The 24,132-nt window shown below is 37.2% G+C and carries 19 protein-coding genes and 1 other RNA gene; 13 read left to right on the top strand and 7 right to left on the bottom strand.

What is annotated here, in order from left to right; all coding sequences use genetic code 11:
- Positions 1–6: 6 nt before the first annotated feature.
- The 6 genes from lpdA to H1225_RS10400 all read left to right on the top strand — a co-directional run bounded on the left by lpdA (position 7) and on the right by H1225_RS10400 (position 7,589).
- On the top strand, positions 7–1,434 hold the full coding sequence (gene lpdA, locus H1225_RS10425) for a dihydrolipoyl dehydrogenase (protein WP_072063363.1): 1,428 nt from the start codon (positions 7–9) through the stop codon (positions 1,432–1,434).
- A gap of 485 nt (positions 1,435–1,919) precedes the next feature.
- Complete coding sequence (gene acnB, locus H1225_RS10420; protein ID WP_115065520.1) at positions 1,920–4,517, top strand: bifunctional aconitate hydratase 2/2-methylisocitrate dehydratase; 2,598 nt, start codon at positions 1,920–1,922, stop codon at positions 4,515–4,517.
- Between the two features lie 136 nt (positions 4,518–4,653).
- A complete protein-coding gene (locus tag H1225_RS10415) occupies positions 4,654–5,025 on the top strand; it encodes a YacL family protein (protein WP_006533712.1) in 372 nt (123 codons plus the stop codon).
- Between the two features lie 92 nt (positions 5,026–5,117).
- On the top strand, positions 5,118–5,978 hold the full coding sequence (gene mscS, locus H1225_RS10410; RefSeq protein WP_006533711.1) for a small-conductance mechanosensitive channel MscS: 861 nt from the start codon (positions 5,118–5,120) through the stop codon (positions 5,976–5,978).
- Between the two features lie 166 nt (positions 5,979–6,144).
- On the top strand, positions 6,145–6,768 hold the full coding sequence (gene argO, locus H1225_RS10405; RefSeq protein WP_072063360.1) for an arginine exporter ArgO: 624 nt from the start codon (positions 6,145–6,147) through the stop codon (positions 6,766–6,768).
- Between the two features lie 86 nt (positions 6,769–6,854).
- The gene (locus H1225_RS10400; protein ID WP_006533709.1) at positions 6,855–7,589 is read left to right on the top strand and encodes an oxidative stress defense protein; all 735 of its coding nucleotides are present in this window, start codon (positions 6,855–6,857) and stop codon (positions 7,587–7,589) included.
- Between the two features lie 72 nt (positions 7,590–7,661).
- Here H1225_RS10400 and H1225_RS10395 read toward each other — a convergent pair whose 3' ends face one another.
- Positions 7,662–8,561, bottom strand: coding sequence for a LysR family transcriptional regulator ArgP (locus H1225_RS10395; RefSeq protein ID WP_109407438.1), 900 nt, complete (start codon positions 8,559–8,561; stop codon positions 7,662–7,664).
- Positions 8,562–8,721: 160 nt separating this feature from the next.
- Here H1225_RS10395 and rpiA point away from each other — a divergent pair, with 160 nt between their 5' ends.
- Complete coding sequence (gene rpiA / locus H1225_RS10390) at positions 8,722–9,378, top strand: ribose-5-phosphate isomerase RpiA (protein ID WP_072063358.1); 657 nt, start codon at positions 8,722–8,724, stop codon at positions 9,376–9,378.
- Between the two features lie 272 nt (positions 9,379–9,650).
- Positions 9,651–10,901, top strand: coding sequence for a phosphoglycerate dehydrogenase (gene serA / locus H1225_RS10385; RefSeq protein ID WP_006533704.1), 1,251 nt, complete (start codon positions 9,651–9,653; stop codon positions 10,899–10,901).
- Positions 10,902–10,977: 76 nt separating this feature from the next.
- On the opposite strand, the gene H1225_RS10380 is transcribed toward serA, so the two are convergent.
- From H1225_RS10380 to zapA, 6 genes are all read right to left on the bottom strand, one after another.
- Complete coding sequence (locus H1225_RS10380) at positions 10,978–13,089, bottom strand: type I secretion system permease/ATPase (RefSeq protein WP_109847782.1); 2,112 nt, start codon at positions 13,087–13,089, stop codon at positions 10,978–10,980.
- 13 nt (positions 13,090–13,102) lie between these two features.
- On the bottom strand, positions 13,103–14,464 hold the full coding sequence (locus H1225_RS10375; RefSeq protein ID WP_202608235.1) for an HlyD family type I secretion periplasmic adaptor subunit: 1,362 nt from the start codon (positions 14,462–14,464) through the stop codon (positions 13,103–13,105).
- A 5-nt stretch (positions 14,465–14,469) separates the two neighbouring features.
- The gene (locus H1225_RS10370; protein WP_161724788.1) at positions 14,470–16,542 is read right to left on the bottom strand and encodes a peptidase domain-containing ABC transporter; all 2,073 of its coding nucleotides are present in this window, start codon (positions 16,540–16,542) and stop codon (positions 14,470–14,472) included.
- A 101-nt stretch (positions 16,543–16,643) separates the two neighbouring features.
- Positions 16,644–17,243 (bottom strand): 5-formyltetrahydrofolate cyclo-ligase, encoded by a 600-nt coding sequence (locus tag H1225_RS10365; protein ID WP_072063354.1) that lies wholly within the window; start codon positions 17,241–17,243, stop codon positions 16,644–16,646.
- Positions 17,244–17,412: 169 nt separating this feature from the next.
- A non-coding RNA gene (gene ssrS, locus H1225_RS10360) (6S RNA) lies at positions 17,413–17,596 on the bottom strand.
- A 109-nt stretch (positions 17,597–17,705) separates the two neighbouring features.
- Positions 17,706–18,035, bottom strand: a complete 330-nt coding sequence (zapA, locus tag H1225_RS10355) for a cell division protein ZapA (protein WP_023581530.1) — start codon at positions 18,033–18,035, stop codon at positions 17,706–17,708.
- Between the two features lie 176 nt (positions 18,036–18,211).
- Here zapA and H1225_RS10350 point away from each other — a divergent pair, with 176 nt between their 5' ends.
- The 5 genes from H1225_RS10350 (at position 18,212) to gcvT (ending at position 24,112) form a co-directional block, all read left to right on the top strand.
- Positions 18,212–18,790 (top strand): YecA/YgfB family protein, encoded by a 579-nt coding sequence (locus H1225_RS10350; RefSeq protein ID WP_109847779.1) that lies wholly within the window; start codon positions 18,212–18,214, stop codon positions 18,788–18,790.
- Between the two features lie 51 nt (positions 18,791–18,841).
- Positions 18,842–20,152 (top strand): Xaa-Pro aminopeptidase, encoded by a 1,311-nt coding sequence (pepP, locus tag H1225_RS10345; protein WP_115065518.1) that lies wholly within the window; start codon positions 18,842–18,844, stop codon positions 20,150–20,152.
- Between the two features lie 13 nt (positions 20,153–20,165).
- Positions 20,166–21,338 carry a 2-octaprenyl-6-methoxyphenyl hydroxylase gene (ubiH, locus tag H1225_RS10340; RefSeq protein ID WP_161769829.1) on the top strand — a complete coding sequence of 391 codons (1,173 nt, stop codon included), beginning with the start codon at positions 20,166–20,168 and terminating at the stop codon, positions 21,336–21,338.
- A gap of 29 nt (positions 21,339–21,367) precedes the next feature.
- Complete coding sequence (ubiI, locus tag H1225_RS10335) at positions 21,368–22,603, top strand: FAD-dependent 2-octaprenylphenol hydroxylase (RefSeq protein ID WP_072063349.1); 1,236 nt, start codon at positions 21,368–21,370, stop codon at positions 22,601–22,603.
- Positions 22,604–23,017: 414 nt separating this feature from the next.
- The gene (gcvT, locus tag H1225_RS10330) at positions 23,018–24,112 is read left to right on the top strand and encodes a glycine cleavage system aminomethyltransferase GcvT (protein WP_072063348.1); all 1,095 of its coding nucleotides are present in this window, start codon (positions 23,018–23,020) and stop codon (positions 24,110–24,112) included.
- The last annotated feature ends 20 nt before the right edge of the window (positions 24,113–24,132 follow it).

Raw genomic sequence — 24,132 nt, 5'->3', positions numbered from 1 at the left:
GTCACGATGAGTACTGAAATTAAAGCACAGGTAGTGGTTCTCGGTGCAGGCCCTGCGGGTTATTCCGCGGCGTTCCGTTGCGCTGACTTAGGTTTAGAAACAGTTTTAGTTGAACGTCACTCTACTTTAGGTGGTGTTTGTCTGAACGTGGGTTGTATCCCTTCTAAAGCGTTACTCCACGTTGCTAAAGTTATCGAAGAAGCGAAAGCATTATCTGAACACGGTGTTGTTTTTGATGCACCAAAAACAGATATCGACAAAATTCGCATCTGGAAAGACAAAGTTATTTCTCAATTAACCGGTGGCTTAGCGGGCATGGCTAAAGGCCGTAAAGTGACTGTTGTTAATGGCGAAGCACGATTCACAGGTTCTCACACATTGTCTGTTGAAGGTGGTGAAGGTACAACTACCATCACTTTTGAAAATGCAATCGTTGCTGCCGGCTCACGTCCAATCGAATTACCATTCATTCCACATGAAGACCCACGAGTATGGGATTCAACAGATGCACTGCAACTGAAAACCGTACCAGAGCGTTTACTGGTTATGGGTGGCGGTATCATTGGTCTGGAAATGGGAACGGTTTATCACTCTCTGGGTTCTCAGATTGACGTAGTTGAAATGTTTGATCAGGTTATTCCTGCTGCTGACAAAGACGTGGTTAAAGTATTTACCAAACGTATCAGCAAGAAATTTAACCTGATGCTAGAAACCAAAGTAACTGCGGTTGAAGCAAAAGAAGATGGTATCTACGTAACAATGGAAGGCAAAAAAGCGCCAGCAGAACCACAACGTTACGATGCAGTATTAGTTGCTATCGGTCGTGTGCCTAACGGTAAATTATTAGACGCAGGTAAAGCGGGCATCGAAGTTGATGATCGTGGCTTTATCCATGTTGATAAGCAAATGCGTACTAATGTACCTCACATCTTTGCTATCGGAGACATTGTTGGTCAACCAATGCTGGCTCACAAAGGTGTTCATGAAGGTCACGTTGCAGCAGAAGTTATCTCTGGTAAAAAACATTACTTCGATCCTAAAGTTATTCCATCAATCGCTTATACTGAACCAGAAGTTGCATGGGTTGGTATGACAGAAAAAGAAGCGAAAGAGAAAGGTGTTAGCTATGAAGTGGCTTCTTTCCCATGGGCTGCATCAGGCCGTGCAATCGCATCAGATTGTGCAGATGGTATGACTAAACTGATTTTCGACAAAGAAACTAACCGTGTTATCGGTGGTGCAATTGTTGGTTCTAATGGTGGTGAACTATTAGGTGAAATTGGCCTAGCAATCGAAATGGGTTGTGATGCTGAAGATATCGCATTAACTATCCACGCTCACCCAACGTTATACGAATCAATTGGTATGGCTGCGGAAGTATTTGAAGGTAGTATCACTGACCTGCCAAATCCAAAAGCGAAAAAGAAAAAATAAGCAACTTTTTTACTGAAAACAGTTTACTAAAGTAGTTTAAATGATAAGAGCTAAGTTCTTTATGGAACTTGGCTCTTTTTTTATATTTTTTATTGAATGCTTGATTGTCTTCGGTTGTGTGATGCTGGTTATTTTGTGTAATTGATGTTTATTTGACCGCAAATTTTACTTTAGTACTAATTTGGGTATGAAAAAAACTATAAAAAGTGTGGTTATTAACCAAAATCTTGGTTAAAAGTCTCTGTTATATATTTTGTTTAAGTGTTTTAATCTGAATAAGTGGATATTTGAATCTGATTAATGTTACTTTTATGTGAACGAATTAACATCGTGTTGAAGATTTGCTATGCTGATAGCCCTTAGCTGGGCATAATTTCACAACCTCTTATGTTTTATGCGAGCAAAAGATCCTCTGACCTGGCACTTTATTAATAAGGTGCAGACAGCCGGGTTATACAAAATGACAAAGAAGCGAGGAGACAGTCGTGCTAGAAGAATACCGTAAGCACGTAGCAGAGCGTGCAGCTGAAGGTGTCGTTCCAAAACCTCTCGATGCAACACAAACAGCCGCACTTGTTGAGCTATTAAAAAATCCCCCTAAAGGTGAAGAAGAATTTCTTCTTGATTTAATTGTTAACCGTGTTCCACCTGGAGTTGATGAAGCTGCCTATGTTAAGGCGGGTTTTTTAACTGCCCTCGCGAAAGGCGAAACCACATCACCTCTTATCTCGCCAGAAAAAGCCGTTGAATTATTAGGTACCATGCAAGGTGGCTATAATATTCATGCTTTAATTGAATCTCTGGATAACGATAAATTAGCCCCAATTGCAGCCAAAGCGCTTTCTCACACATTACTGATGTTCGATAACTTCTATGATGTTGAAGAAAAAGCCAAATCAGGCAACGTTTATGCTAAACAGATTATGCAATCTTGGGCTGATGCGCAGTGGTTTACTGAGCGCCCCGAATTAGCAGAAAAAATTACTGTTACCGTATTTAAAGTCACTGGTGAAACCAATACCGATGACTTATCTCCAGCTCCAGATGCTTGGTCCCGCCCAGATATCCCATTACATGCTTTAGCCATGTTAAAAAATGCGCGCGAAGGAATTGAACCTGATCAACCGGGTAGTGTTGGTCCTATCAAACAAATCGAAGCATTAAATAAAAAAGGCTTCCCTCTGGCTTATGTTGGTGACGTTGTAGGGACGGGTTCTTCTCGCAAATCAGCGACAAACTCTGTACTTTGGTTTATGGGGGATGATATTCCATTCGTTCCTAATAAACGCGGTGGCGGGGTTGTTCTCGGTGGTAAAATTGCACCTATCTTCTTTAACACAATGGAAGATGCAGGTGCATTGCCTATCGAAGTTGATGTTTCTAAATTAAATATGGGTGATGTTATTGATATTTACCCATATAAAGGTGAAATTCGTAACCATGAAACGAATGAGTTACTAGAAACCTTTGAGCTGAAAACAGAAGTATTAATTGATGAAGTTCGTGCTGGTGGTCGTATTCCATTGATCATTGGTCGTGGGTTAACGTCAAAAGCGCGTGAATCACTAGGCTTACCAGTTAGCACGCTATTCCGCCATGCTAAATCTGTTGAAGAAAGCAACCGTGGTTTCTCATTAGCTCAGAAAATGGTTGGTCGTGCTTGTGGTCGTACAGGTATTCGTCCTGGCGAATATTGTGAGCCTAAAATGACTTCAGTAGGTTCACAAGACACAACGGGTCCAATGACTCGTGATGAGCTAAAAGACTTAGCTTGCCTTGGTTTCTCTGCTGATTTAGTGATGCAATCATTCTGTCATACTGCTGCTTATCCAAAACCGGTAGACGTTACAACACATCACACTTTGCCTGACTTTATTATGAATCGTGGTGGTGTTTCATTGCGTCCGGGCGATGGTATTATCCACTCATGGTTAAACCGTATGTTATTACCTGATACTGTTGGTACGGGTGGTGACTCGCATACTCGTTTCCCTATTGGTATCTCATTCCCAGCAGGCTCTGGTCTAGTGGCTTTTGCAGCAGCAACTGGGGTTATGCCATTAGATATGCCAGAATCTGTTCTGGTACGTTTTAAAGGTGAAATGCAACCGGGTGTGACACTGCGTGATTTGGTTCATGCTATTCCTTATTATGCGATCCAAGATGGTTTACTGACAGTTGAGAAAAAAGGTAAGAAAAACATTTTCTCTGGTCGTATTCTTGAGATTGAAGGTTTACCAGAACTGAAAGTAGAACAAGCTTTTGAGCTTGCTGATGCATCAGCTGAACGTTCAGCGGCGGGTTGTACTATTAAACTGGATAAAGCGCCTATTATTGAGTACCTGCAATCTAATATCATCTTACTGAAATGGATGATTGCTGAAGGTTATGGTGATCGTCGTACGATTGAACGTCGCATCACTTCGATGGAGAACTGGCTGAAAGATCCGCAATTACTTGAAGCGGATGCTGATGCAGAATATGCCGCAGTGATCGAAATTGATTTAAATGAGATCAAAGAGCCAATTCTATGTGCGCCTAACGATCCAGATGATGCTCGCCTACTATCTGAAGTGGCAAACAGCAAAATTGATGAAGTGTTCATTGGTTCTTGTATGACTAACATTGGTCACTTCCGTGCTGCGGGTAAACTGCTTGATCAACACAAAGGTCAATTACCAACACGTTTGTGGGTTGCGCCACCAACAAAAATGGATGCGGCACAATTAACGGAAGAAGGCTATTATAGCGTCTTTGGTAAAAGTGGCGCGCGTATCGAAGTACCAGGTTGTTCACTCTGTATGGGTAACCAAGCGCGAGTGGCTGATGGTGCAACAGTTGTTTCAACTTCGACACGTAACTTCCCTAACCGCTTAGGTACAGGTGCAAATGTGTATCTTGCTTCTGCGGAGCTTGCGGCAGTGGCTTCATTACTAGGTCGTTTACCTGAGCCACAAGAGTATTTGGATTTCATGAGTAAAGTGGATGAAACTGCAGAAGATACTTATCGTTATCTAAACTTTGATCAACTAGAGCAATATACGGATAAAGCGGATCAAGTTATTTTCCAAACAACGGTATAACGGTTAATTTATTGCTTTAAAGTATTTTATGTGAACAAACGGGAGGCAAATGCCTCCCGTTTTTTGTTATTTTTGTCATAATAAGAATAAGATATTTTTTATTAAAAAAGCGAGAGCTTTATAAGGGGCGTACACCATGGATTATGAATTTCAGCGAGATCTCACTGGCGGTATACTAGCCCGTTTTTCGATGGATCATGAAGCAATAGGCTATTGGTTGAATGATGAAATTCAAGGCGATATTAGTCTGATAGATCAAATTATTGAAGAAATGGAAGGTATTAAAGGCAGTGAAAGACAGTGGGAACTTATCGGTAAAGAATACAGTCTTTCTATTGATGACGAAGAAGTGATGGTAAGAGCCAATACCTTGCATTTTGAGACAGATGAAATGGAAGAGGGTATGAGCTATTACGATAATGAAAGCATCTCCTTTTGTGGTTTAGATGATTTTGCTACTATGTTACAAAAATATCGGTTATTTATTCTGGATAATAGAAGAAATTAACAAATCCTATATATTTCTTGAATAAATCTGCCACAATATACTATTGAATTACTATTCTTTTCATTACGTTTTTAAGTTTAAAAGGTGGTCTAATGAATGATTTACCCGCTAGTTTAGATGAAGCAACAGGTTGGTTTGTCGCAAATCAGGATCTCTTTATTCAGTATGCGGTAAATATTATTGCTGCATTTTTGATACTATTTGTCGGTCTTTTTGTGGCAAAAATGATTGGTAAAGGTGTCGCCAGAGTTTTAACATTGCGCCATATTGATGCTACTGTTGTGACGTTTTTGTCTGTCCTAGTTCGTTATACCGTTGTTGCTTTTACCTTAATTGCAGTATTAGGACGATTAGGGGTTCAAACAGCGTCTGTTATCGCAGTGCTAGGTGCTGCCGGTTTAGCCGTCGGTTTAGCATTACAAGGTTCGCTGTCTAACTTTGCTGCTGGTGTATTAATTGTTATTTTCCGTCCAATTCGTACGGATGAATATGTGATGATTGGCTCTGTAGAAGGTACTGTGAAAGATGTGCAGATTTTTTCTACAACATTACGCTCAGCAGATGACAAAATTATTGTTATCCCAAATAGTAAAATTATCAGTAGTGAAGTGATCAACTTAAGTCGCGAGCCTAATCGCCGTACTCAAATTATTGTTGGTGTCGCTTATGATGCTGATATTGATAAAGTAAAACAAGTATTGGGTGACGTTGTTGCAAAAGACAAACGTATTCAACATGAACAAGACGTGACGATCCGTTTACATGAAATGGCGCCATCTTCATTAAATTTTGTGGTACGAGTTTGGACAACGAATGCTGATGCATGGCCGGTTTATTGGGATTTAATGGAAAATTTTAAACGCGCATTAGATGCAAATAATATTGGTATTCCATTCCCACAAATGGATGTTTATATGCATCAAACACAAAATACAACAGCTAAAACCGAGTAGTTTTACAGTAAATTGATGACATAAAGCCACGTTAATAACGTGGCTTTTTTTGTCTTTATCGCCATTAGTTTTTCTTATTACCGATAAGAATGATTCATTTCCTCTAATATCAAAACCCCTCTATTATTCAGCTAATATCTAACGAATAATTATTAAGGTATTTTGCATGTTTACAACTTTTTTTCAGGGTTTTTTATTAAGTGCTGCCATGATTTTACCTATAGGTGCTCAGAATGCTTTTGTTTTACAGCAAGGGAGTAAAAAACAATTTCATTTAATGAGTGCATTTTTATGCGCTTTAAGTGATGTTGTATTAATAACAGCGGGTGTTTTTGGTGGCAGTGCATTACTTAGTCAATCAGAAACGCTTTTATTATTGATCACATGGGGAGGCGTGGCATTTTTACTTTGGTATGGTTGGAATGCATTTAAAACAGCTTTTTCAAAAGATATTGAACTATCACAAAGTGAAAATCAGGTAAAAAGCCGTTGGCGTGTGATTGTGACATTAATTGCTGTAACTTGGCTTAATCCTCATGTTTATTTAGATACTTTTGTTGTGATAGGCAGTATTGGTGGACAATTAACCACAGATCTTCGCCCTTGGTTTACAATTGGTGCAGTATTTGCCTCTATAAGTTGGTTTTTCGCATTATCACTACTTGCGGCTTGGTTTTCTCCAATATTAAGCAAAACACGCTCTCAACGTATCATTAATTTGTTTGTAGGATGTGTAATGTGGTTTATTGCTGTGCAATTAGCGGCTCAAGGATGGAAAACTCTCTTTTAATCTTAAAGAACTTTACATCATATATGCTAATGTTCTTCTTAGTCCTAAAAACAGGGCATTAAAATTTATTTTGTCAGGGGGTTTTTGTGAAATTAAAAGCGATTGTATTAGCATCCGTGTTTACGTTGGGATTACCTTCCATTGCACTAGCTGCATCGGAGCCAGAAGGACCACATATTACAACATCGGGTAATGCGACAATTAAAGCAGCTCCTGATATGGCGACATTAAATATTCAGGTTAGCGAAAGAGCAAAAGATGCTGCTCAGGCTAAGAAACAAGTTGATGAGCGTGTTGCAAAATATTTTGCCTTCTTAAAAGAAAATGGTGTTGTGAAGGAAGATATCGATGCTGCTAATATTCGTACTCAACCAAACTATGAGTATGATAAAAAAGCAGAGCGTTCGGTGATTAATGGTTATACAGCAACACGTACTGTTAATGTTAAAATTAAGAAATTAGAACAGCTTAATACGCTACTTGATGGCGCATTAGCGGCGGGTTTAAATGAGATTAATAACGTTGAATTTGGTGTTAATAATCCAGAACAATATAAAGCGAAAGCACGTGAAGTGGCGATTAAAAACGCGATTGATCAAGCAAGTTCAGTTGCAAAAGGTTTTGGCGCTGATTTAGGGGCAGTCTATAGTGTAAGTTATCGAGCACCAGAGGCAACGCCTTATCCAATCGCACAAGTGCGTATGGATGCAATGACATTGAAAGCACAAGCACCTGCCGCCGTACAAGAAACTTATCAACAACAAAGTATTGAGTTTAAAGATTATGTGGATGTGGTTTTTGAATTAAAACGCACTAAATAATTGTACTGCGATAAAATAGAATAGGCTTCAATATGAAGCCTATTCTTTATGGTAACAAGATAAAATAATGTATTACTCTTCACCTTGTTTTAAAACCTTACGGCCAAAATCAATTAGTGCATCTGTTACTTTTCTCATTGTTCTACTTTCTGGTGCAAAGCGGTGCCAATAGAGCATACGTCGTTGGCAAAGTCCCGGTGTTAAATCAACCAACTCTCCACTTTTTAGTTCATTAGCAATTTGTAGATGTGGGATCATGCAACATGTCGAACCTTGTTTAGCTAATTGCACAAAGGCTTCAGAGGAGTTCACGATATGACACGGCACACTACCTGGAGATAAACCGAAATTTTGTTGTAAAAATGCCTGATGCATATCATCAAGATGGTCAAATGCGACTGCTGGCGCTTTTAATAACGACGACTTAGTTACACCATTTGCAAAATAACGCTGGGCAAAATCAGGTGAGGCCACAAATAGATAATCAAGAGCGCCTAATTGATCGACAAGGCAACTTGGTAGTGCTTGTGGTTGAATACTGATGGCACCAACGACTTCACCTCGCCTTAATCGTTCTTGAGTACGAGTTTCATCCTCTACTTGAATATTAAGACGAATAGGCAGTTGCGTTAAGACAGGGTGCAAAGCGGGTAATAACCACGTTGCCAAACTATCCGCATTCACCGCCAAAGAGAGTAAAAGAGGTGTAGAGCCGCTATTTTCATCACCTAACCATTGCTCTTCAAGCAATTCTACTTGATGCAATAGCGCTAATAATTTTTGTCCTTGCTCAGTGGGTTGAGGTGGAACAGTTCTGACTAATAGCGGCTGTCCAAATAAATTTTCTAACTGTTTGATACGCTGAGAAACGGCAGATTGTGTAATACATAACTTTTGCGCGGCTCTTTCAAAACCACGTTCTCGAATGACGGCATCAAGGGCTTGTAATGCTCGATAATCAGGGCGTTTCATTAACAGACTCTCTTCGATTTTATATTCTATTGCTTACTATGCCATATTTTTGGTTGTAATGAGTTAAAATGTTGCTTCTCAGTTTTTGATGTGTCCGGTGCTAGTTTTGAATGCAATATGCTATTCTTAATCCATTAATGTGATAAATAAGGTTTTTTAAATGACTCAGGATGAATTGAAAAAAGCAGTAGGTTGGGCAGCGCTTGAATATGTAAAACCAGGCACGATTGTGGGTGTCGGTACTGGTTCCACGGCTTCTCACTTTATTGATGCATTAGCAACAATGAAAGGTCAAATCGAAGGCACTGTTTCAAGTTCAGAAGCATCAACTGCAAAATTAAAAAGTTACGGCATTCCTGTTTTCGACTGTAATGAAGTCGATTCTTTAGATATCTATGTTGATGGTGCTGATGAAATCAACCACCATATGCAAATGATCAAAGGTGGCGGTGCTGCATTAACGCGAGAAAAAATTATTGCAGGTGTGGCAAAAACATTTATCTGTATCGTTGATGAATCTAAACAAGTCGATGTATTAGGTAAATTCCCTCTACCTGTTGAAGTTATTCCAATGGCGCGCTCTTATGTCGCTCGTGAGTTGGTTAAACTGGGTGGCTTGCCTGAATATCGTGAAAACGTGGTAACAGATAATGGAAACGTTATTTTAGACGTTCATAACTTAACAATTCTTAACCCTATTGAACTGGAAAATAAAATTAACAGTATTCCAGGTGTGGTTACAGTAGGATTATTTGCTAATCGTGGTGCAAATGTCGTTTTAATGGGAACGTCTGAAGGCGTTAAAACGATTAAGTAAGATGATTAAAAAGAGGTGGCAATGGCGACCTCTTTTTAAAATTATTTTAGAAACTGCAAATTCAGTGATATATATCACACCATAGTTATATCTCTCTTTAAAATCCTGCCTTTTTCAAAGTCAAAATCATTTTACTCGGTAGAAAATCGCTTTCTTTATCGCTTATTCTGTCATCACTGCAATCGGTTGTATTGCCACAAACTCTATTTTTGTTATGTTGTTGAGACAGGATTTTGTTTTTCATTAAATGTAACAACGATAGGGCAGGGTAAATGGTCAAAGTATCTTTGGAAAAAGAAAAGATAAAGTTTCTACTCCTTGAAGGTGTGCACCAAAGTGCAGTAGAAAATTTAAGAGCTGCGGGTTATACCAACATTGAATATCACAAAGGCGCATTATCGGACGAAGAATTAAAAGAAGCTATCCGTGATGCACGTTTTGTTGGTCTTCGTTCCCGTACTCATTTAACAGAAGAAATTTTTGCAGCCGCTGAAAAATTAGTTGCTGTAGGATGCTTCTGTATTGGGACCAATCAGGTTGATTTAGATGCTGCTGCTCGTCGCGGTATTCCTGTTTTTAACGCTCCTTTCTCAAATACTCGTTCCGTGGCTGAGATGGTGCTAGGTGAATTACTGTTATTACTGCGCCGTATTCCGGAAGCAAACGCGAAAGCCCACCGTGGTGTTTGGGATAAGCAAGCCAAAGGTTGTTTTGAAGCGCGCGGTAAAAAACTAGGTATTATTGGTTATGGTCATATTGGTACACAGTTAGGTATTTTGGCTGAAAGTGTGGGTTTAGATGTTTATTTTTATGATATTGAAAATAAACTGCCACTGGGTAATGCAACGCAAATTCGTCATCTGTCTGAACTATTGAATATGTGTGACATTGTCAGCTTACATGTACCAGAAACACCATCAACAAAGAATATGATTGGTCATGAAGAAATTCAGCGCATGAAACCAGGTTCAATTCTTATCAATGCTTCTCGAGGTACTGTGGTTGATATTCCTGCTTTAGCGCAAGCGTTAGAATCAAAACATTTATCTGGTGCTGCCGTTGACGTGTTCCCATCTGAGCCAGGTGCAAATAACGATCCTAACGATCCGTTTGTCTCTGAACTTATTAAATTCGATAACGTGATATTAACGCCTCATATCGGTGGTTCAACACAAGAAGCGCAAGAAAATATTGGTTATGAAGTTGCAGGTAAATTAGCGAAATATTCAGATAATGGCTCTACGTTATCTGCGGTTAACTTCCCAGAAGTATCACTGCCAAGCCACGGTGATGATGTAAACCGTTTACTGCATATTCATGAAAACCGCCCAGGTATGATGAATAGCATCAATAAAGTGTTTACTGAAGAAAATATTAATGTAGCCGCACAGTATTTACGTACATCAGGTAATGTAGGTTATGTTGTGATTGATATTACAACACAAACTAAAGCTCAAGCTGAGTTAGTGTTGCAGAAACTAAAAGAGTTACCAGGTACAATTCGTGCTCGTATGTTGTACTAAATAAACGATTTTAATATTAAGTATAAAGGCTCAATAATTTGAGCCTTTATTTTTATGATTCATCACTTACTATGGTTTATTGCTGTGTCTGTTGTTGCCACAATTGCTGATAAAGTGTTTTATTATTTAATAAATCTGTATGTGTACCTTCTTCTAATATACGACCTTTATCAATGACATAAATATAATCTGAAATAGAAATGGAATTAAGTCGATGAGCGATACAAATTACCGTTCTATTTTTACAAATAGCAGGAAAGGTTGCTAAGATTTCAGCTTCTGAGCCATAATCTAATGCGGATGTTGCCTCATCTAAAATAAGAATGCGCGGATTAGGTAAAAGTGCCCTTGCTAGAGCAATGCGCTGACGCTGCCCCCCTGATAAATTACTTCCTCTTTCTCCTACTTGCGTATTAAACCCATTAGGGAGTTGAGTAATAAAATTAAAAGCCCCTGCTAATTTGGTCGCTTCAATAATATCTTCTTCGTTACAATCAGGTTTTGATAAACGAATATTTTCCATAATAGTGCCACTAAATAAAAAATTATCTTGTAAAACAACACTAATCGATTGGCGTAAAGCAAGGGGATCGGCAATCGCGAGATCCATGCCATCTATATAAATTTGCCCTTGTTGTGGGGTATAAAAACGTTGAATTAAACGTGTGATGGTACTTTTCCCTGAACCTGATGGTCCTGTAATACCAATAAACTTTCCTGCAGGAATAGCGAAAGAAAGTTGTTCAATCACATCTGGAGTATTGTCTGTATACCGAAAGCGTACATGAGAAAATTCTATATTTCCTTTAATATGCGGTACAGTGGCAAGCCCTTGATGTTGATACTCTGTGGGAGTATTGAGGATCTCGCCAATACGACGTATTGAGATGCTAGTTTGTTGAACATCTTGCCAGAGTTGAGCTAAACGTAAAATAGGTTGTGTAATATGAGCGGCAAACATATTAAAAGCCACTAATTCTCCCACACTTAACTGTGCCTTCATAATTAAGTTCACACCATGCCACAAGATAATTGCCATAGTAATTTTATGAACAGCGCCAATTAATTGCTGAGCAAGTAACGCTTTTTTGGCAGCAGAAAAACGCTTAAGAATATGGTTGGTGAGCTTATATTGCCATTTTTCAATAAATTGGTTTTCTGTTGCTGTTATTTTAATGGTTTCTATACCATTGATGGCTTCAGTTAATAAGCTCGTATTATCGGCATTCGCTTGGTACTCTTGTTCAACCCAATAACGGATCATTGGGCCAAGTATCAGCCAGAGTAAAAAATAAAGTACTAATGCTGCTATGGTTATCCAAGTTAATAAAACTGAGTAAGCAAACATTACAGAAATAAACACGATAATAAAAATAAAATCCAACACCATCATCAGTGCTGAGCCAGTAATAAATTGGCGAATATGGGCAAGCTCTTGAATACGAGAGATAATTTGTCCAGATTGACGTTGATTAAAAAACTGATTTGGTAATCGAATGAGATGCTTATAAATTTTACCAGAAAATTCCGCACTTAGGGTGCAAGAAACAAAAGCATAAAGTTTATCCCGTACTAAAAGATATATAGGCTCTATAACAGCAATAAGTACAAGCACCCAACCTAAAACCTGTAAATTAGATAAGCTTCTTCCTGTTAATACCTTATCAATGATTTTTTCAAAAATGATTGGATTTACCAAGGAAAATAATTGAATAAAACAAGATAAAATAAAAATTAAACATAATGATTTTTTTTGTTTTAATAAAGAAGGAATACACCACATTAAACTAAACTTGCTTAGTTTATTTGTAAGTATCTTATTAATAATTAGCAGCGTTGGAAAAGTGATGTTTTTATTAATATGATGAATTTTTTCTGTGTTAGTACTTGGATTAATAATAATTAATTTATCATTTATTCTTTTCTTTAGAATATACCAATATCCGTTTATTTCAATAAGTGTATCAATGATACTTTCATCTTTATTATTAAGGTGAGAGAATTCGCATTTTAAATTTAGCTGTTCAGCAGCTTCAATAATATTTAACTCTGAAAGATGATTAGTATCACCTAAAAAATGAATAAGCTGCTCTTTTTTTAATGAATTCTTATTTTCTTTTGAAAAATAAATTAACCCATCAATAATTGAAGGATGAAGAGGAAGATGATTTTTAGCTATATTATTCATAGATATCTCTCTATTATTTTTCCCTTAATGCTTCATGACGATAAACTTCTATTGGGCTGAGTAAATAATCAATCACTCGACGTTTTTCAATAATTACATCAGCGACTAAAGACATCCCTGTGGCAAGCTGATATTGCTCTTCATCTTCACCAATAGCTTGTTTATCTAGTTCAATAAGGACTGGATAAACTAAGCCTAATTGTTCATGCTGTACGGAATCTTTTGCTATATTGATAATAGTTCCTTCAATGGTGCCATAACGGGTATAAGGAAAAGCATCAATTTTAATTACCGCCTTTTGTCCTGGATAGATAAAACCAATATCTTTATTGAGAATATTTACCTCTGCAACATTATGTTGATTATCTGGTACTATTACCATTACTGCTTGTGAAGGTTGTAATACGGCTCCTAGAGTATGAACAGAGAGCTCTTGGACAGTACCTGTAACAGGAGAGCGTACAATTTTTAATTGCTGACGTTTCTGAGCATGATAAAGATTTTGCTGATAAAGAAAAATTTCACTTTCATATTGTTTAAATTTGTCATACCACTCTAGATATTTTTGTTTTTCTAATCTGTCGCGTTCTTTAATATGCTTTTTTTCTTGACTGGATAAAATAATTAATTCTGATGATTTCCTCTTAATAAAACGATTAATTTCTAGTAGTTCATGTTGATTTTCCAAAAATTCCATAGTACTAATGATTTTCTTATCATAAAGTGTCTTTTTTATATTAAAGCGATTTTCAATATTCTTCTTTAATTTATTTAATGAGTCAATTTCCTGATGAGTAAGGAGTTTATTTTTATTGTTAGTTTCTATTTCAGCATTAATATTGTTGATACTGGCATCAAATTCATCTTTTTCTTTTTTATAACTTAATAAAATTGATTCTTTGTTTTTCTCATTTAATAAATTAAATTGAGGGAATGTATCAGGTAAAGTAATTTGGCTTAAGGCTTGATAACGGATTTTTAGTAATAATAGATTCTCTATTTTATTTTTTAGATTATTAATCTCTTCATCAACACCTAAAATATCGAGTGTTAATAAAGCTTCTCCTTTTGAAACCTGTTGACCATTTTTTACATGGATTGCTGTTAAGCGACTATGTTCATAAATTTGAATTTGTTGAGAGTAACCTGAAACAACTAATTTCCCTATTGCTGATGAGAGTACATCCAATTTTCCTATATATGCCCAGAGTATAAATATAATAACGCTTAATGAAATTATTATCGCAATAATACGGCTATAAGGTGTTGGTAGTTTTTCAAGCACTGCAATATGATTAGGGTAAAAATCATAGTTTTTAGGCTCTTTTTTAGCTTTAAAATAATGATTAATGAGTTGTTTGATTTTTGATTTCATTATTTTTATCCTTGTTGATGTAGCCAAAGTTTTTTATAAGAACTATCTTTTTTAATCAATTCATTATGTTTTCCTTCTTCAATTATCTGACCATTTTCTAATACAATAATGCGGTCACAGTTTTTTATTGTTGAAAGGCGATGAGCTATCATAATGACGGTTTTATTTTGTGTTATAAGAGGAAGGTTTTTTTCAATTATGGCTTGAGACTCGCCATCTAATGCACTAGTGGCTTCATCAAAAATTAAAATCTTAGGTGATGATAGTAAGGCTCTGGCAATTGCTATACGTTGGCGTTGTCCCCCAGATAAAGATCTGCCATTTTCAGCAATTAAGGTATCGTATCCCAAAGGAAGCTTTAAAATAAATTCATGAGCACCTGCTAATTTAGCAACATGAATAACTTCATCTAATGAGGCTGATGGTTGGGTTAATCGGATATTATCAAAAACGGTTAAATGAAATAAAAAATTCTCTTGTAATACAAATCCTATTTGTTGACGTAATACTGTGGGAGGAATTTCGCAAACAGGAATTCCATCAAGCTTAACTAGTCCTAATTGTGGTATATAAAGTCCTGCGATCATGCGTGCTAATGTGCTTTTTCCTGATCCAGAAGTTCCAACTATGCCAATAGTTTCATGCTTTTTAATCACAAGAGAAATTTGCTTTAAAATGGCGGGAGCATCATGTTGATAGTAAAAACTTACATTCTCAAAACTCACTTCACCTTGTAATATAATTTTCTTATGTGCTTTTTCTTGCTCTATTGGAAGATTAAGAATGTCTTGTAAATTATAAACAGCCGTTTTTGTTCTTATATACTTTCCCCAAACTTCTATTGCGGAACTTAAAGGTTGCAAACAATGAGTTAACAACATATTAAATGCTATTAGCTGACCTATGGTCATTGAGAGTGAAATCACTTCAGAAGCACCAAGACATAAAAGAGTGGCTATCGTTATTTTTTGTAAAAATGAAACAATGTATTGCGATAGGTTATCAATTTTTTGCAATTTTAAATTTTCATTAGTTAGTTGATGAATTTGCGTATTCCACTGTTGTGTAAAACGCGGTTCTAATGAAAGACTTTTTATTGTTTCTATGCCTCCTAGTGTTTCTGTTAAAAAAGCACTATTTGTTGCCGAGCATTGATAAAGTTGTTGTACTGTGTTTTCTATTTTTGGTGCAATTAATTTAGCTAATATAAAATAGAGTGGAATGGTGGTAAGAAATATTAATGTTAACTTTAATGACAAATATGCCATAACAAACAGAAAAATAAAAATAAATGAGAAGTCAACTAATAACATTAATAAGGTCTTTGTAATAAATTCTCGAATAATATCAAGTTCTTTTACACGGGTGACAATAATACCTGTTTGGCGAGATTTAAAGTAACTAATAGGTAACTTGAATAAATGATGAGTCAATTTTAAACTCAGTAACATATCAATTTTATTAGCAGTATGATGATAAATATATTCTCTTATTCCCTGAAGTACAGAGCTTGAAATAGCTACAAAAATAAGACCTATTACTAATACATCAAGTGTGGACAAAGCTCGATGTATAATAACTTTGTCCATAATTATTTGTATGACTAGAGGAGATGCAAGTGCTAGCAGCTGAAGAATCAACGAGTAAAATAAAACACTTTGAAAGAATGAACGATATTTCATAAAAGTAGGAATAAACCAAGAAATATCAAAAAAATGCTTTGTTAAAAAATCTAGATAATAATAGTGATGTGCACTGTTTTTTATTAATGTTTCTTTGTTCCATGTTTCCATTTGGTCAGTTTGTAGGTTATAAATCAGAAACTCATGATCATTATATTTTAAAATAATAAATATGTTTTCTAAATTGTCTAAAAATATAATTGGATGATTTAATTGTTTTTTAAAAACATGATGAATGCTTTTTTTTCTTAGTTTAAAAGCGTAGGTTTTTTCTAATGATGAAATAGTGTTATTACATTCATTATTAGTTAAATTTTCATTGTTTAATTGTTTTCCCGATAGATTCAGAATTATATTGATACTTTTTATAATCTTTGTGTTTTCTCTATTTTTCATCTTAGATATAGTTTGGTTAAAAATAGAGATTTAAACTAATAATGTAAGATAATGATATAAAAAAACAAAGATGGTGGAAAATAAAAATTAATATATATAAGTTAGTTATTGAAGCTCCATTTTTTATTAGGTGTAATAATTTCAGGTAATGGAACATCCCAATTAGCAACAGGAAGATAATCAACTTGTTGGAAAGTATGAGCAAGCCCCATTGGGTAAAATGATTTTTGTTGCCAGTTTTCTAGTGTTCTATCGTAAAAACCACCGCCCATACCTAATCGTTGGCCTTGGGTATCAAAAGCCACTAATGGTGTAAAAATAATATCAATATTAGAGATAGGAATAACCATATTCACATTTAAAGGGGGTTCAGAAATATTAAAGCGATTTTTGACTAATACAGTAGAAGGTGTGTAGCGTAAAAAAAGGAGGTGATGACGATGAAATGGGTGTAATACAGGTAAGCAAATCTGTTTATTTAATGCCCATAGTTGAGAGATCAAAGGTGATGTATCAATTTCACCATCAAAAGAAAGAAATAGTGCAATCGTCTGCGCTGGCTTGATTTTAGGATGAGTAAGAACTTGCTCACATAATTTATCAGCAGCCTGTTGTTGTTCGTCTAATGTCAGTAAACGTCGTTTTTGGCGAATAGTTTTGCGGATTTCATCTCTTTGTTGAAAAAGTGAAGTATGCGTCATTCATTAATCCATCAATAAGTGCTTAGTGTTAAGTGGGAATCATCATTTTTATCAATTTATCACACTTTAGAGGTAAGAAAGCGAAGAGGTTGAAGATATGAGAATAGAAGCATAAAAAAAGTTCTAAACACTAAGTAGTTATAAAATACTTAATGTTTAGAACTTTAGTAGGGTCTCCAAGATGCCGCCGCAAGCTGTAACCCTTGAACCCATGGTCCAAGGTGAACATAGTGTTGCTACCATTAGGCTGCCTGAACGAATCGGGTATGCTCACAAGCAACAGATCACCACGTTCTATGTGTTTCGAATATCGGCTCAGGGGACTGGCCCGCTGGCAAACATCTCAGAGAAATTTGGTGGGTGCGTTAAGCACCTTATCTATGAACTATTGTATTATTTTAATTGTAGAAAGCAACCTATTATCTGTGAATTTCATGGTATACGCATGCTTTCTGAACAAATCTACTTCGCAGTTGAAAAAGTGCGATCATGGTGCTTGCCTTGATCGTGTAAAGCTTGTTCAATGGATTGTTGTAGCATTTTTATCTTTTCTTCCATGTTGTAGGCATAGTCTCTGGTTTTTAACTTTTCTTCTGCCAACTCATGACTCATATTTAATGCCACGATAAAAATTAAGTGCTCTGTGTTGGAAACACCACTGCGTTCTTTGAGATCTTGTAATCGTTGTTCCAGTTCAGCAGCAGAAGCCAGTAAAGCATCTCTTTGTTCTGGTGGGCAATTGACACGTAATGAGCGCCCAAAAATTTGAAGATCAACGGGTTGTGCGGACATGATTCCTTCCTGACATAAAATCTGTGCTACGTGTTTAGTAGTGTATACGGTTATAACACTGTATTAAACGCTATTACTGCAAAAATTCCAATGATTAACATGGCTTAACTGGTACAGCGACTTCTATTGATGGTAGCATATCTTGAACTATTCCCCTAAATGCGACGTTTATTCTTATGTCAAAACAGAACACATTACCAAATTATCAAACTATTGATGCATTATTACAGCAACATACAGTACCTTTAACTGCGGCTGAAATGCATGGTTTGATTACAGGATTTATTTGCGGTGCAGTGCGCGATAGCAGTTGGAAAACCTTATTGCACGATCTGACTAATGAAGGTTTAGCCTTTCCTAAAACGCTATCAGAGCCGCTTGAAGAGCTTTATCACATCACCTATGAACAGCTTGATGACAGTGTGTTTAACTTCTTTATGTTAGTGCCTGACGAGTCGGAATCGGTTTTTTCAAGAGCTGATGCGCTTGCGGGTTGGGTTAATCATTTTCTTTTAGGATTGGGAGTTGCTCAACCTAAGTTGTCTGATCATAAAGAATTGACTGAAGTGATTACTGATTTGCGTAATATAGGTGCGCTAGGTTACGAAGAAGACGAAAACCAAGAAGAACTTGAAGATGCACTTGAAGAAGTCAGTGAATATGTAAAAGTATCCGTTCAACTTTGTTATATCACTTTTGTCGCACCAAAAGACAAAGACAATAACGAACAAAATGAGCAACGTGTACTACATTAATTTCATCATTAATTAGATAACCATAAAGATAAATGAAAGACAGGAGTGGGTATGAATAAGCAAGAATTTTTATCCCGTCGTCAGGCATTATTAGCTCAAATGAAGCCTGCGAGTGCAGCTATCTTTTTCGCTGCACCACCAGCGCAACGTAATGCCGATAGTGAGTATCCTTATCGTCAACATAGTGATTTCCTTTATCTAACGGGTTTTAGTGAGCCTGAAGCTATTCTTGTGCTGATTAAAAGTGATGAAACACATAATCATAGTGTGCTTTTTAATCGTGTTAGAGATTTAACCGCTGAAATTTGGTTTGGTCGTCGCCTTGGGCAAGAAGCTGCACCTGAAAAATTGGGCGTTGATAAGGCGCTACCTTATGAAGATGTTAATGAACAACTTTACCAATTATTAAACGGGTTAGATGTTGTTTATCATGCTCAAGGTGAATATGCGTTTGCTGATGAGATAGTCTTTAATGCATTAGAAACCTTAAGAAAAGGTTCTCGTCGTAATTTAAAAGCACCACAAATTATTATTGATTGGCGTCCAATTGTTCATGAGCAACGCCTATTTAAATCTGATTTTGAACTTGAATTACTGCGTAAAGCCGGAAAAATTACTGCATTAGCACATACGCGTGCGATGCAAAAATGTCAGCCTGGTATGTATGAATATCAACTTCAAGGTGAGATTGAACATGAGTTTGTCTCTCATGGTGCGCGTTTTCCTTCCTATAACAGTATTGTCGGCAGCGGTGAAAATGGTTGTATTTTGCACTACACCGAAAACGAAACCAAAATGCGTGATGGGGATTTAGTACTCATTGACGCAGGCTGTGAATATGAAGGTTATGCTGGTGATATCACCCGTACTTTCCCTGTCAATGGTAAATTTAGCCGTCAACAACGTGAAATTTATGACATTGTCTTAAAATCCATCAATGTGTCTTTGGAATTGTATAAACCTGGTACAAGCATCAAAGAAGTCACTGAGCATGTCGTGTATATCATGGTCGAAGGATTGGTTAAACTAGGCATTATGCACGGTGAAATCGAGCATCTTATTGAAACAAAAGCTTATCAGCGTTTCTTTATGCATAGCTTAAGCCATTGGTTAGGTCTTGATGTTCATGATGTTGGACATTATGGCACAGACCGTGACCGTATTTTAGAACCAGGCATGGTGCTGACTATCGAACCGGGGTTATATATCGCGCCAGATGCCGATGTGCCACAAGAGTATCGTGGGATTGGTATTCGTATTGAAGATGACATTGTTATCACTGAAACAGGTAATGAGAACTTAACGGCATCTGTCGTTAAAGATCCTGATGAAATTGAAGCTCTGATGGCAGGAAAAATTTAAGGCTAAAATCAGCATGAATGTGATTATTGTGGGTGGTGGAATGGCCGGTGCGACATTAGCACTTGCACTCTCTGCATTAAATAAAGGTAAGATTTCAATTTCGTTAATTGAAGCAAAAGAGCCTGAGAATGGGCATCCGGGGTTTGATGCAAGAGCGATCGCATTGGCTCATGGAACAGCGAAACGGTTAGAGCAAATCGGGCTTTGGTCAACATTAAAACCTTTTGTCACTCCCATTAATCATGTTCATGTTTCTGATAAAGGTCATTGTGGTTTTGTTAATATTGATGCACAAGACTATGATATCTCAGCTCTGGGTTATGTGATTGAGTTGCATGATGCAGGGCGGCTACTCTTTGCCAAGCTAAAAAAGCAATCTAATATCGCGCTTTATTGCCCTGCTAAAGTTGAACAAGTTCAGCGTAATATCGACTGCGTTGAGGTAACGCTTGATAATGGTACGCAAGTAACAGGTGATTTACTGATTGCAGCAGATGGTACAAATTCGCCTATAGGCCACCAATGCCATATTCAATGGCAACGAGAGCCTTATCATCAAGTCGCCGTAATTGCTAATGTCAAAACAGAAATAGACCCAGAGGGAAAAGCCTTCGAGCGTTTTACTGAATTTGGCCCATTAGCCATGTTACCGATGAGTGAAGGGCGCAGCTCATTAGTGTGGTGTCATCCGATTGAAAAATGGGATGAAATTTTACAGTGGGATGATGAAACAACCGTTGCACATTTACAGCGTGACTTTGGCTGGCGTTTAGGAAAAATAGAACATATTGGTAAACGCAATTGCTACCCTTTAGCACTACAAAAAGCCAATCAAATTATTGGTCATCGTTTAGCGTTAGTTGGCAATGCTTCGCAAACACTTCATCCTATTGCAGGGCAAGGTTTTAACCTCGGTTTACGTGATGTTATGGCACTCGCCAATACGATCACTCAAGCGATTAATGCCAATGCTGATATTGGTAGTTATCGAGTGCTCTCTCAATATCAACGGCTTCGCCAACAAGATAGAGAAAAAACAATCTCTATTACTGATGGGTTGGTGAAAGTGTTTGCAAATCGTTGTGTGCCACTGATTGTTTCTCGCAACTTAGGGTTAATGACGATGGAGTTGCTCCCAATGATGAGAGATAAATTGGCGCATCAAACACTTGGCTGGACAGACTAAATATAATCGCTTTTTAGGATACTTTTATTATGAAATCATTTGATGTTGTTATTGCTGGTGGTGGAATGGTTGGGCTTGCATTAGCCTGCGGATTACACGGGTGTGGATTACGTATAGCGATAATAGAAAATCACCCAGTAACAAAACATTTTCACCCGCAAGATGATTTTTCATTACGGGTATCTGCTATTAATACAGCCAGTGAAATGTTGCTAAAAAAATTAGGTGTTTGGGAAAGTTTACAAGCATTACGAACTGCACCTTATCAAGGTATGGAAGTTTGGGATCAAGATAGTTTTGGTCGTATTGAATTTTCGGCACAAAAAGAAGGGTTCAGCCATTTAGGCTCTATTATCGAAAATAATCTTATTCGAGAAGTGCTTTGGCAAAAATGTGAAAGCCACAGTGATATAACCTTCTATTCATCGACACAAATTGAACGTGTTGTTTGGGGGGAAAATGATGCATTTATTACCCTTAATGATGGTGAAATGTTGACGGCAAGATTAGTTGTCGGAGCCGATGGTGCTAATTCATGGTTACGCAAACATGCAGATATTCCTCTGACTTTTTGGGATTATGAACACCATGCATTAGTCGCGACTATTCGTACTGAACACCCCCACGATAATGTTGCACGTCAAGTCTTTCATGGCGAAGGTATTTTGGCATTCTTGCCTCTTTCTGATCCTTATACTTGTTCTATCGTTTGGTCTTTACCAAACAACCTCGCTGAAAGTTATAAAAACGCAGAAAAAAAACTGTTTGAGCGCACATTAGGTGTGACTTTTGATATGCGTTTAGGCCAATGTGAATTAATCAGTGATCGTATGACCATACCATTAACAGGTCGTTATGCACGCCAATTTGCAGCGCCTCGTTTAGCATTATTAGGCGATGCGGCACATACTATCCATCCTTTAGCTGGACAAGGCGTTAACCTTGGCTTTATGGATGTTGCTGAGTTAATCGGTGAGATCCGTCGCTTAAAAGCAGAAGGTAAAGATTTTGGTGAATATCTCTACTTGAGACGATTTGAGCGTCGTCGCAAACATGCTGCTGCTATTATGTTGGCAAGTATGCAGGGATTTCGTGAACTTTTTGCTGGCAACAATCCAGTTAAAAAGCTGGTTAGAGATATCGGTCTTTCGTTAGCAGATAGTTTACCGGGCGTAAAACCAAAGTTACTTGAACAAGCAATGGGGCTTTCTGATTTACCTGAATGGTTAAGTGATAAAAATTTCACTTCAGTTGAAAAAATCTAATTCCTCTCTTATTTCACATTACTTTTATTTATATCTGACTGAAGAGATAGAACTAAAAAAATCTATTTTTTCAGTCTATTCTTTGCACTAATTCCTTTTTTATAGGAATTCCTCGCTAAAAATGAGCGCTGATACGCATAATTGCAATCATTAGTTCTGCATACTCATATCTCTCTATTATGATTGAGAAACACAATACCCTATTTTAACTTATGGTTTATTTTTTCTGACAATGCTAAGTTCAAGAAGATGGTATCGTTTGCGTTGTACGTTAATTGCTCGTATTTGTTAAATCTCTGTTTAAAAATAAACTTAAACTCGTGATTAATACGCTGATTTCTAATCAAGTTTAATTTTATATTTAACAAATTGCGTTCTCTGAATAATCTAAAGTAAAAGTAGAAAGAGGGAAGAATGGCAAAACAGACTCCGTTGTATGATGAGCACGTAGCCTGCGGTGCTCGTATGGTCGATTTTCATGGTTGGATGATGCCACTGCATTATGGCTCTCAAATAGATGAACATCACAATGTACGCCGTGATGCAGGTATGTTTGATGTTTCTCATATGACCATTGTTGACTTACATGGCTCGCAAGTTAAAGATTTCCTACGTTATTTATTAGCGAATGATGTCGCTAAACTCACCGAAAAAGGTAAGGCGCTTTATACCGGTATGCTTAATGCATCAGGTGGTGTAATTGATGATCTTATCGTCTATTACTTTGATGATTCTTTCTATCGCCTTGTGGTGAACTCCGCTACTCGTGAAAAGGATCTGGCATGGATTGAGCATCATGCTTCAGATTATGTCGTTGATATCACTGTTCGTGACGATTTGGCATTAATCGCGGTTCAAGGCCCTCATGCACAAGAAAAGGTTCAACGTTTATTAACTGAACAGCAACGCCAAGTTGTTTCAGCTATGAAGCCTTTTTATGGCGTAGAGCTTGATGACTTGTTTATCGCAACAACAGGTTATACCGGTGAAGCAGGTTATGAAATTGCAATGCCAAAAGAGCAAGCTGTCGATTTTTGGAAAAAATTATTAGCGGTGGGTGTTAAACCTGCCGGATTAGGCGCAAGAGATACATTACGTTTAGAAGCGGGAATGAACTTATATAGCCAAGAGATGGATGAAACTATTAATCCACTTGAAGCGAATATGGGCTGGACGATTGCATGGGCACCTGAAGATCGTCAATTTATTGGTCGTGAAGCATTAGAAAAATTACGCGCAACAGGCACAGATAAACTTGTCGGCCTTGTCATGCGAGAGAAAGGTGTGTTGCGTGCAGGTACTGCCGTACACTTTACTGATGATTTGGGGGAATTAAGAGAAGGTGTGATTACAAGTGGTACTTTCTCGCCCACATTAGGCTTTAGTATTGCATTAGCAAGAGTTCCCGCAGGTATAAAAGATAGCGCAATTGTATTAATGCGTAATCGTGAGATGCCAGTAGAAGTGGTAAAACCTGGCTTTGTTCGTTCAGGTAAAGCATTGGTATAACACGCACAATTATTTTAAAT

Source organism: Proteus penneri, assembly GCF_022369495.1.
Lineage (GTDB): Bacteria > Pseudomonadota > Gammaproteobacteria > Enterobacterales > Enterobacteriaceae > Proteus > Proteus penneri.
Note: the sequence above shows the minus strand (reverse complement) of the source record. Positions and strands in the feature narration are given on the sequence as shown.

Coding starts and splice junctions, on each gene's coding strand:
- pepP (WP_115065518.1), top strand. CDS start 18,842: ATGAATAAGCAAGAATTTTTATCCCGTCGTCAGGCATTATTAGCTCAA.
- mscS (WP_006533711.1), top strand. CDS start 5,118: ATGAATGATTTACCCGCTAGTTTAGATGAAGCAACAGGTTGGTTTGTC.
- H1225_RS10395 (WP_109407438.1), bottom strand. CDS start 8,561: ATGAAACGCCCTGATTATCGAGCATTACAAGCCCTTGATGCCGTCATT.
- lpdA (WP_072063363.1), top strand. CDS start 7: ATGAGTACTGAAATTAAAGCACAGGTAGTGGTTCTCGGTGCAGGCCCT.
- argO (WP_072063360.1), top strand. CDS start 6,145: ATGTTTACAACTTTTTTTCAGGGTTTTTTATTAAGTGCTGCCATGATT.
- rpiA (WP_072063358.1), top strand. CDS start 8,722: ATGACTCAGGATGAATTGAAAAAAGCAGTAGGTTGGGCAGCGCTTGAA.
- H1225_RS10370 (WP_161724788.1), bottom strand. CDS start 16,542: ATGAAAAATAGAGAAAACACAAAGATTATAAAAAGTATCAATATAATT.
- ubiH (WP_161769829.1), top strand. CDS start 20,166: ATGAATGTGATTATTGTGGGTGGTGGAATGGCCGGTGCGACATTAGCA.
- ubiI (WP_072063349.1), top strand. CDS start 21,368: ATGAAATCATTTGATGTTGTTATTGCTGGTGGTGGAATGGTTGGGCTT.
- gcvT (WP_072063348.1), top strand. CDS start 23,018: ATGGCAAAACAGACTCCGTTGTATGATGAGCACGTAGCCTGCGGTGCT.
- H1225_RS10350 (WP_109847779.1), top strand. CDS start 18,212: ATGTCAAAACAGAACACATTACCAAATTATCAAACTATTGATGCATTA.
- zapA (WP_023581530.1), bottom strand. CDS start 18,035: ATGTCCGCACAACCCGTTGATCTTCAAATTTTTGGGCGCTCATTACGT.
- H1225_RS10375 (WP_202608235.1), bottom strand. CDS start 14,464: ATGAAATCAAAAATCAAACAACTCATTAATCATTATTTTAAAGCTAAA.
- H1225_RS10365 (WP_072063354.1), bottom strand. CDS start 17,243: ATGACGCATACTTCACTTTTTCAACAAAGAGATGAAATCCGCAAAACT.
- H1225_RS10415 (WP_006533712.1), top strand. CDS start 4,654: ATGGATTATGAATTTCAGCGAGATCTCACTGGCGGTATACTAGCCCGT.
- H1225_RS10380 (WP_109847782.1), bottom strand. CDS start 13,089: ATGAATAATATAGCTAAAAATCATCTTCCTCTTCATCCTTCAATTATT.
- serA (WP_006533704.1), top strand. CDS start 9,651: ATGGTCAAAGTATCTTTGGAAAAAGAAAAGATAAAGTTTCTACTCCTT.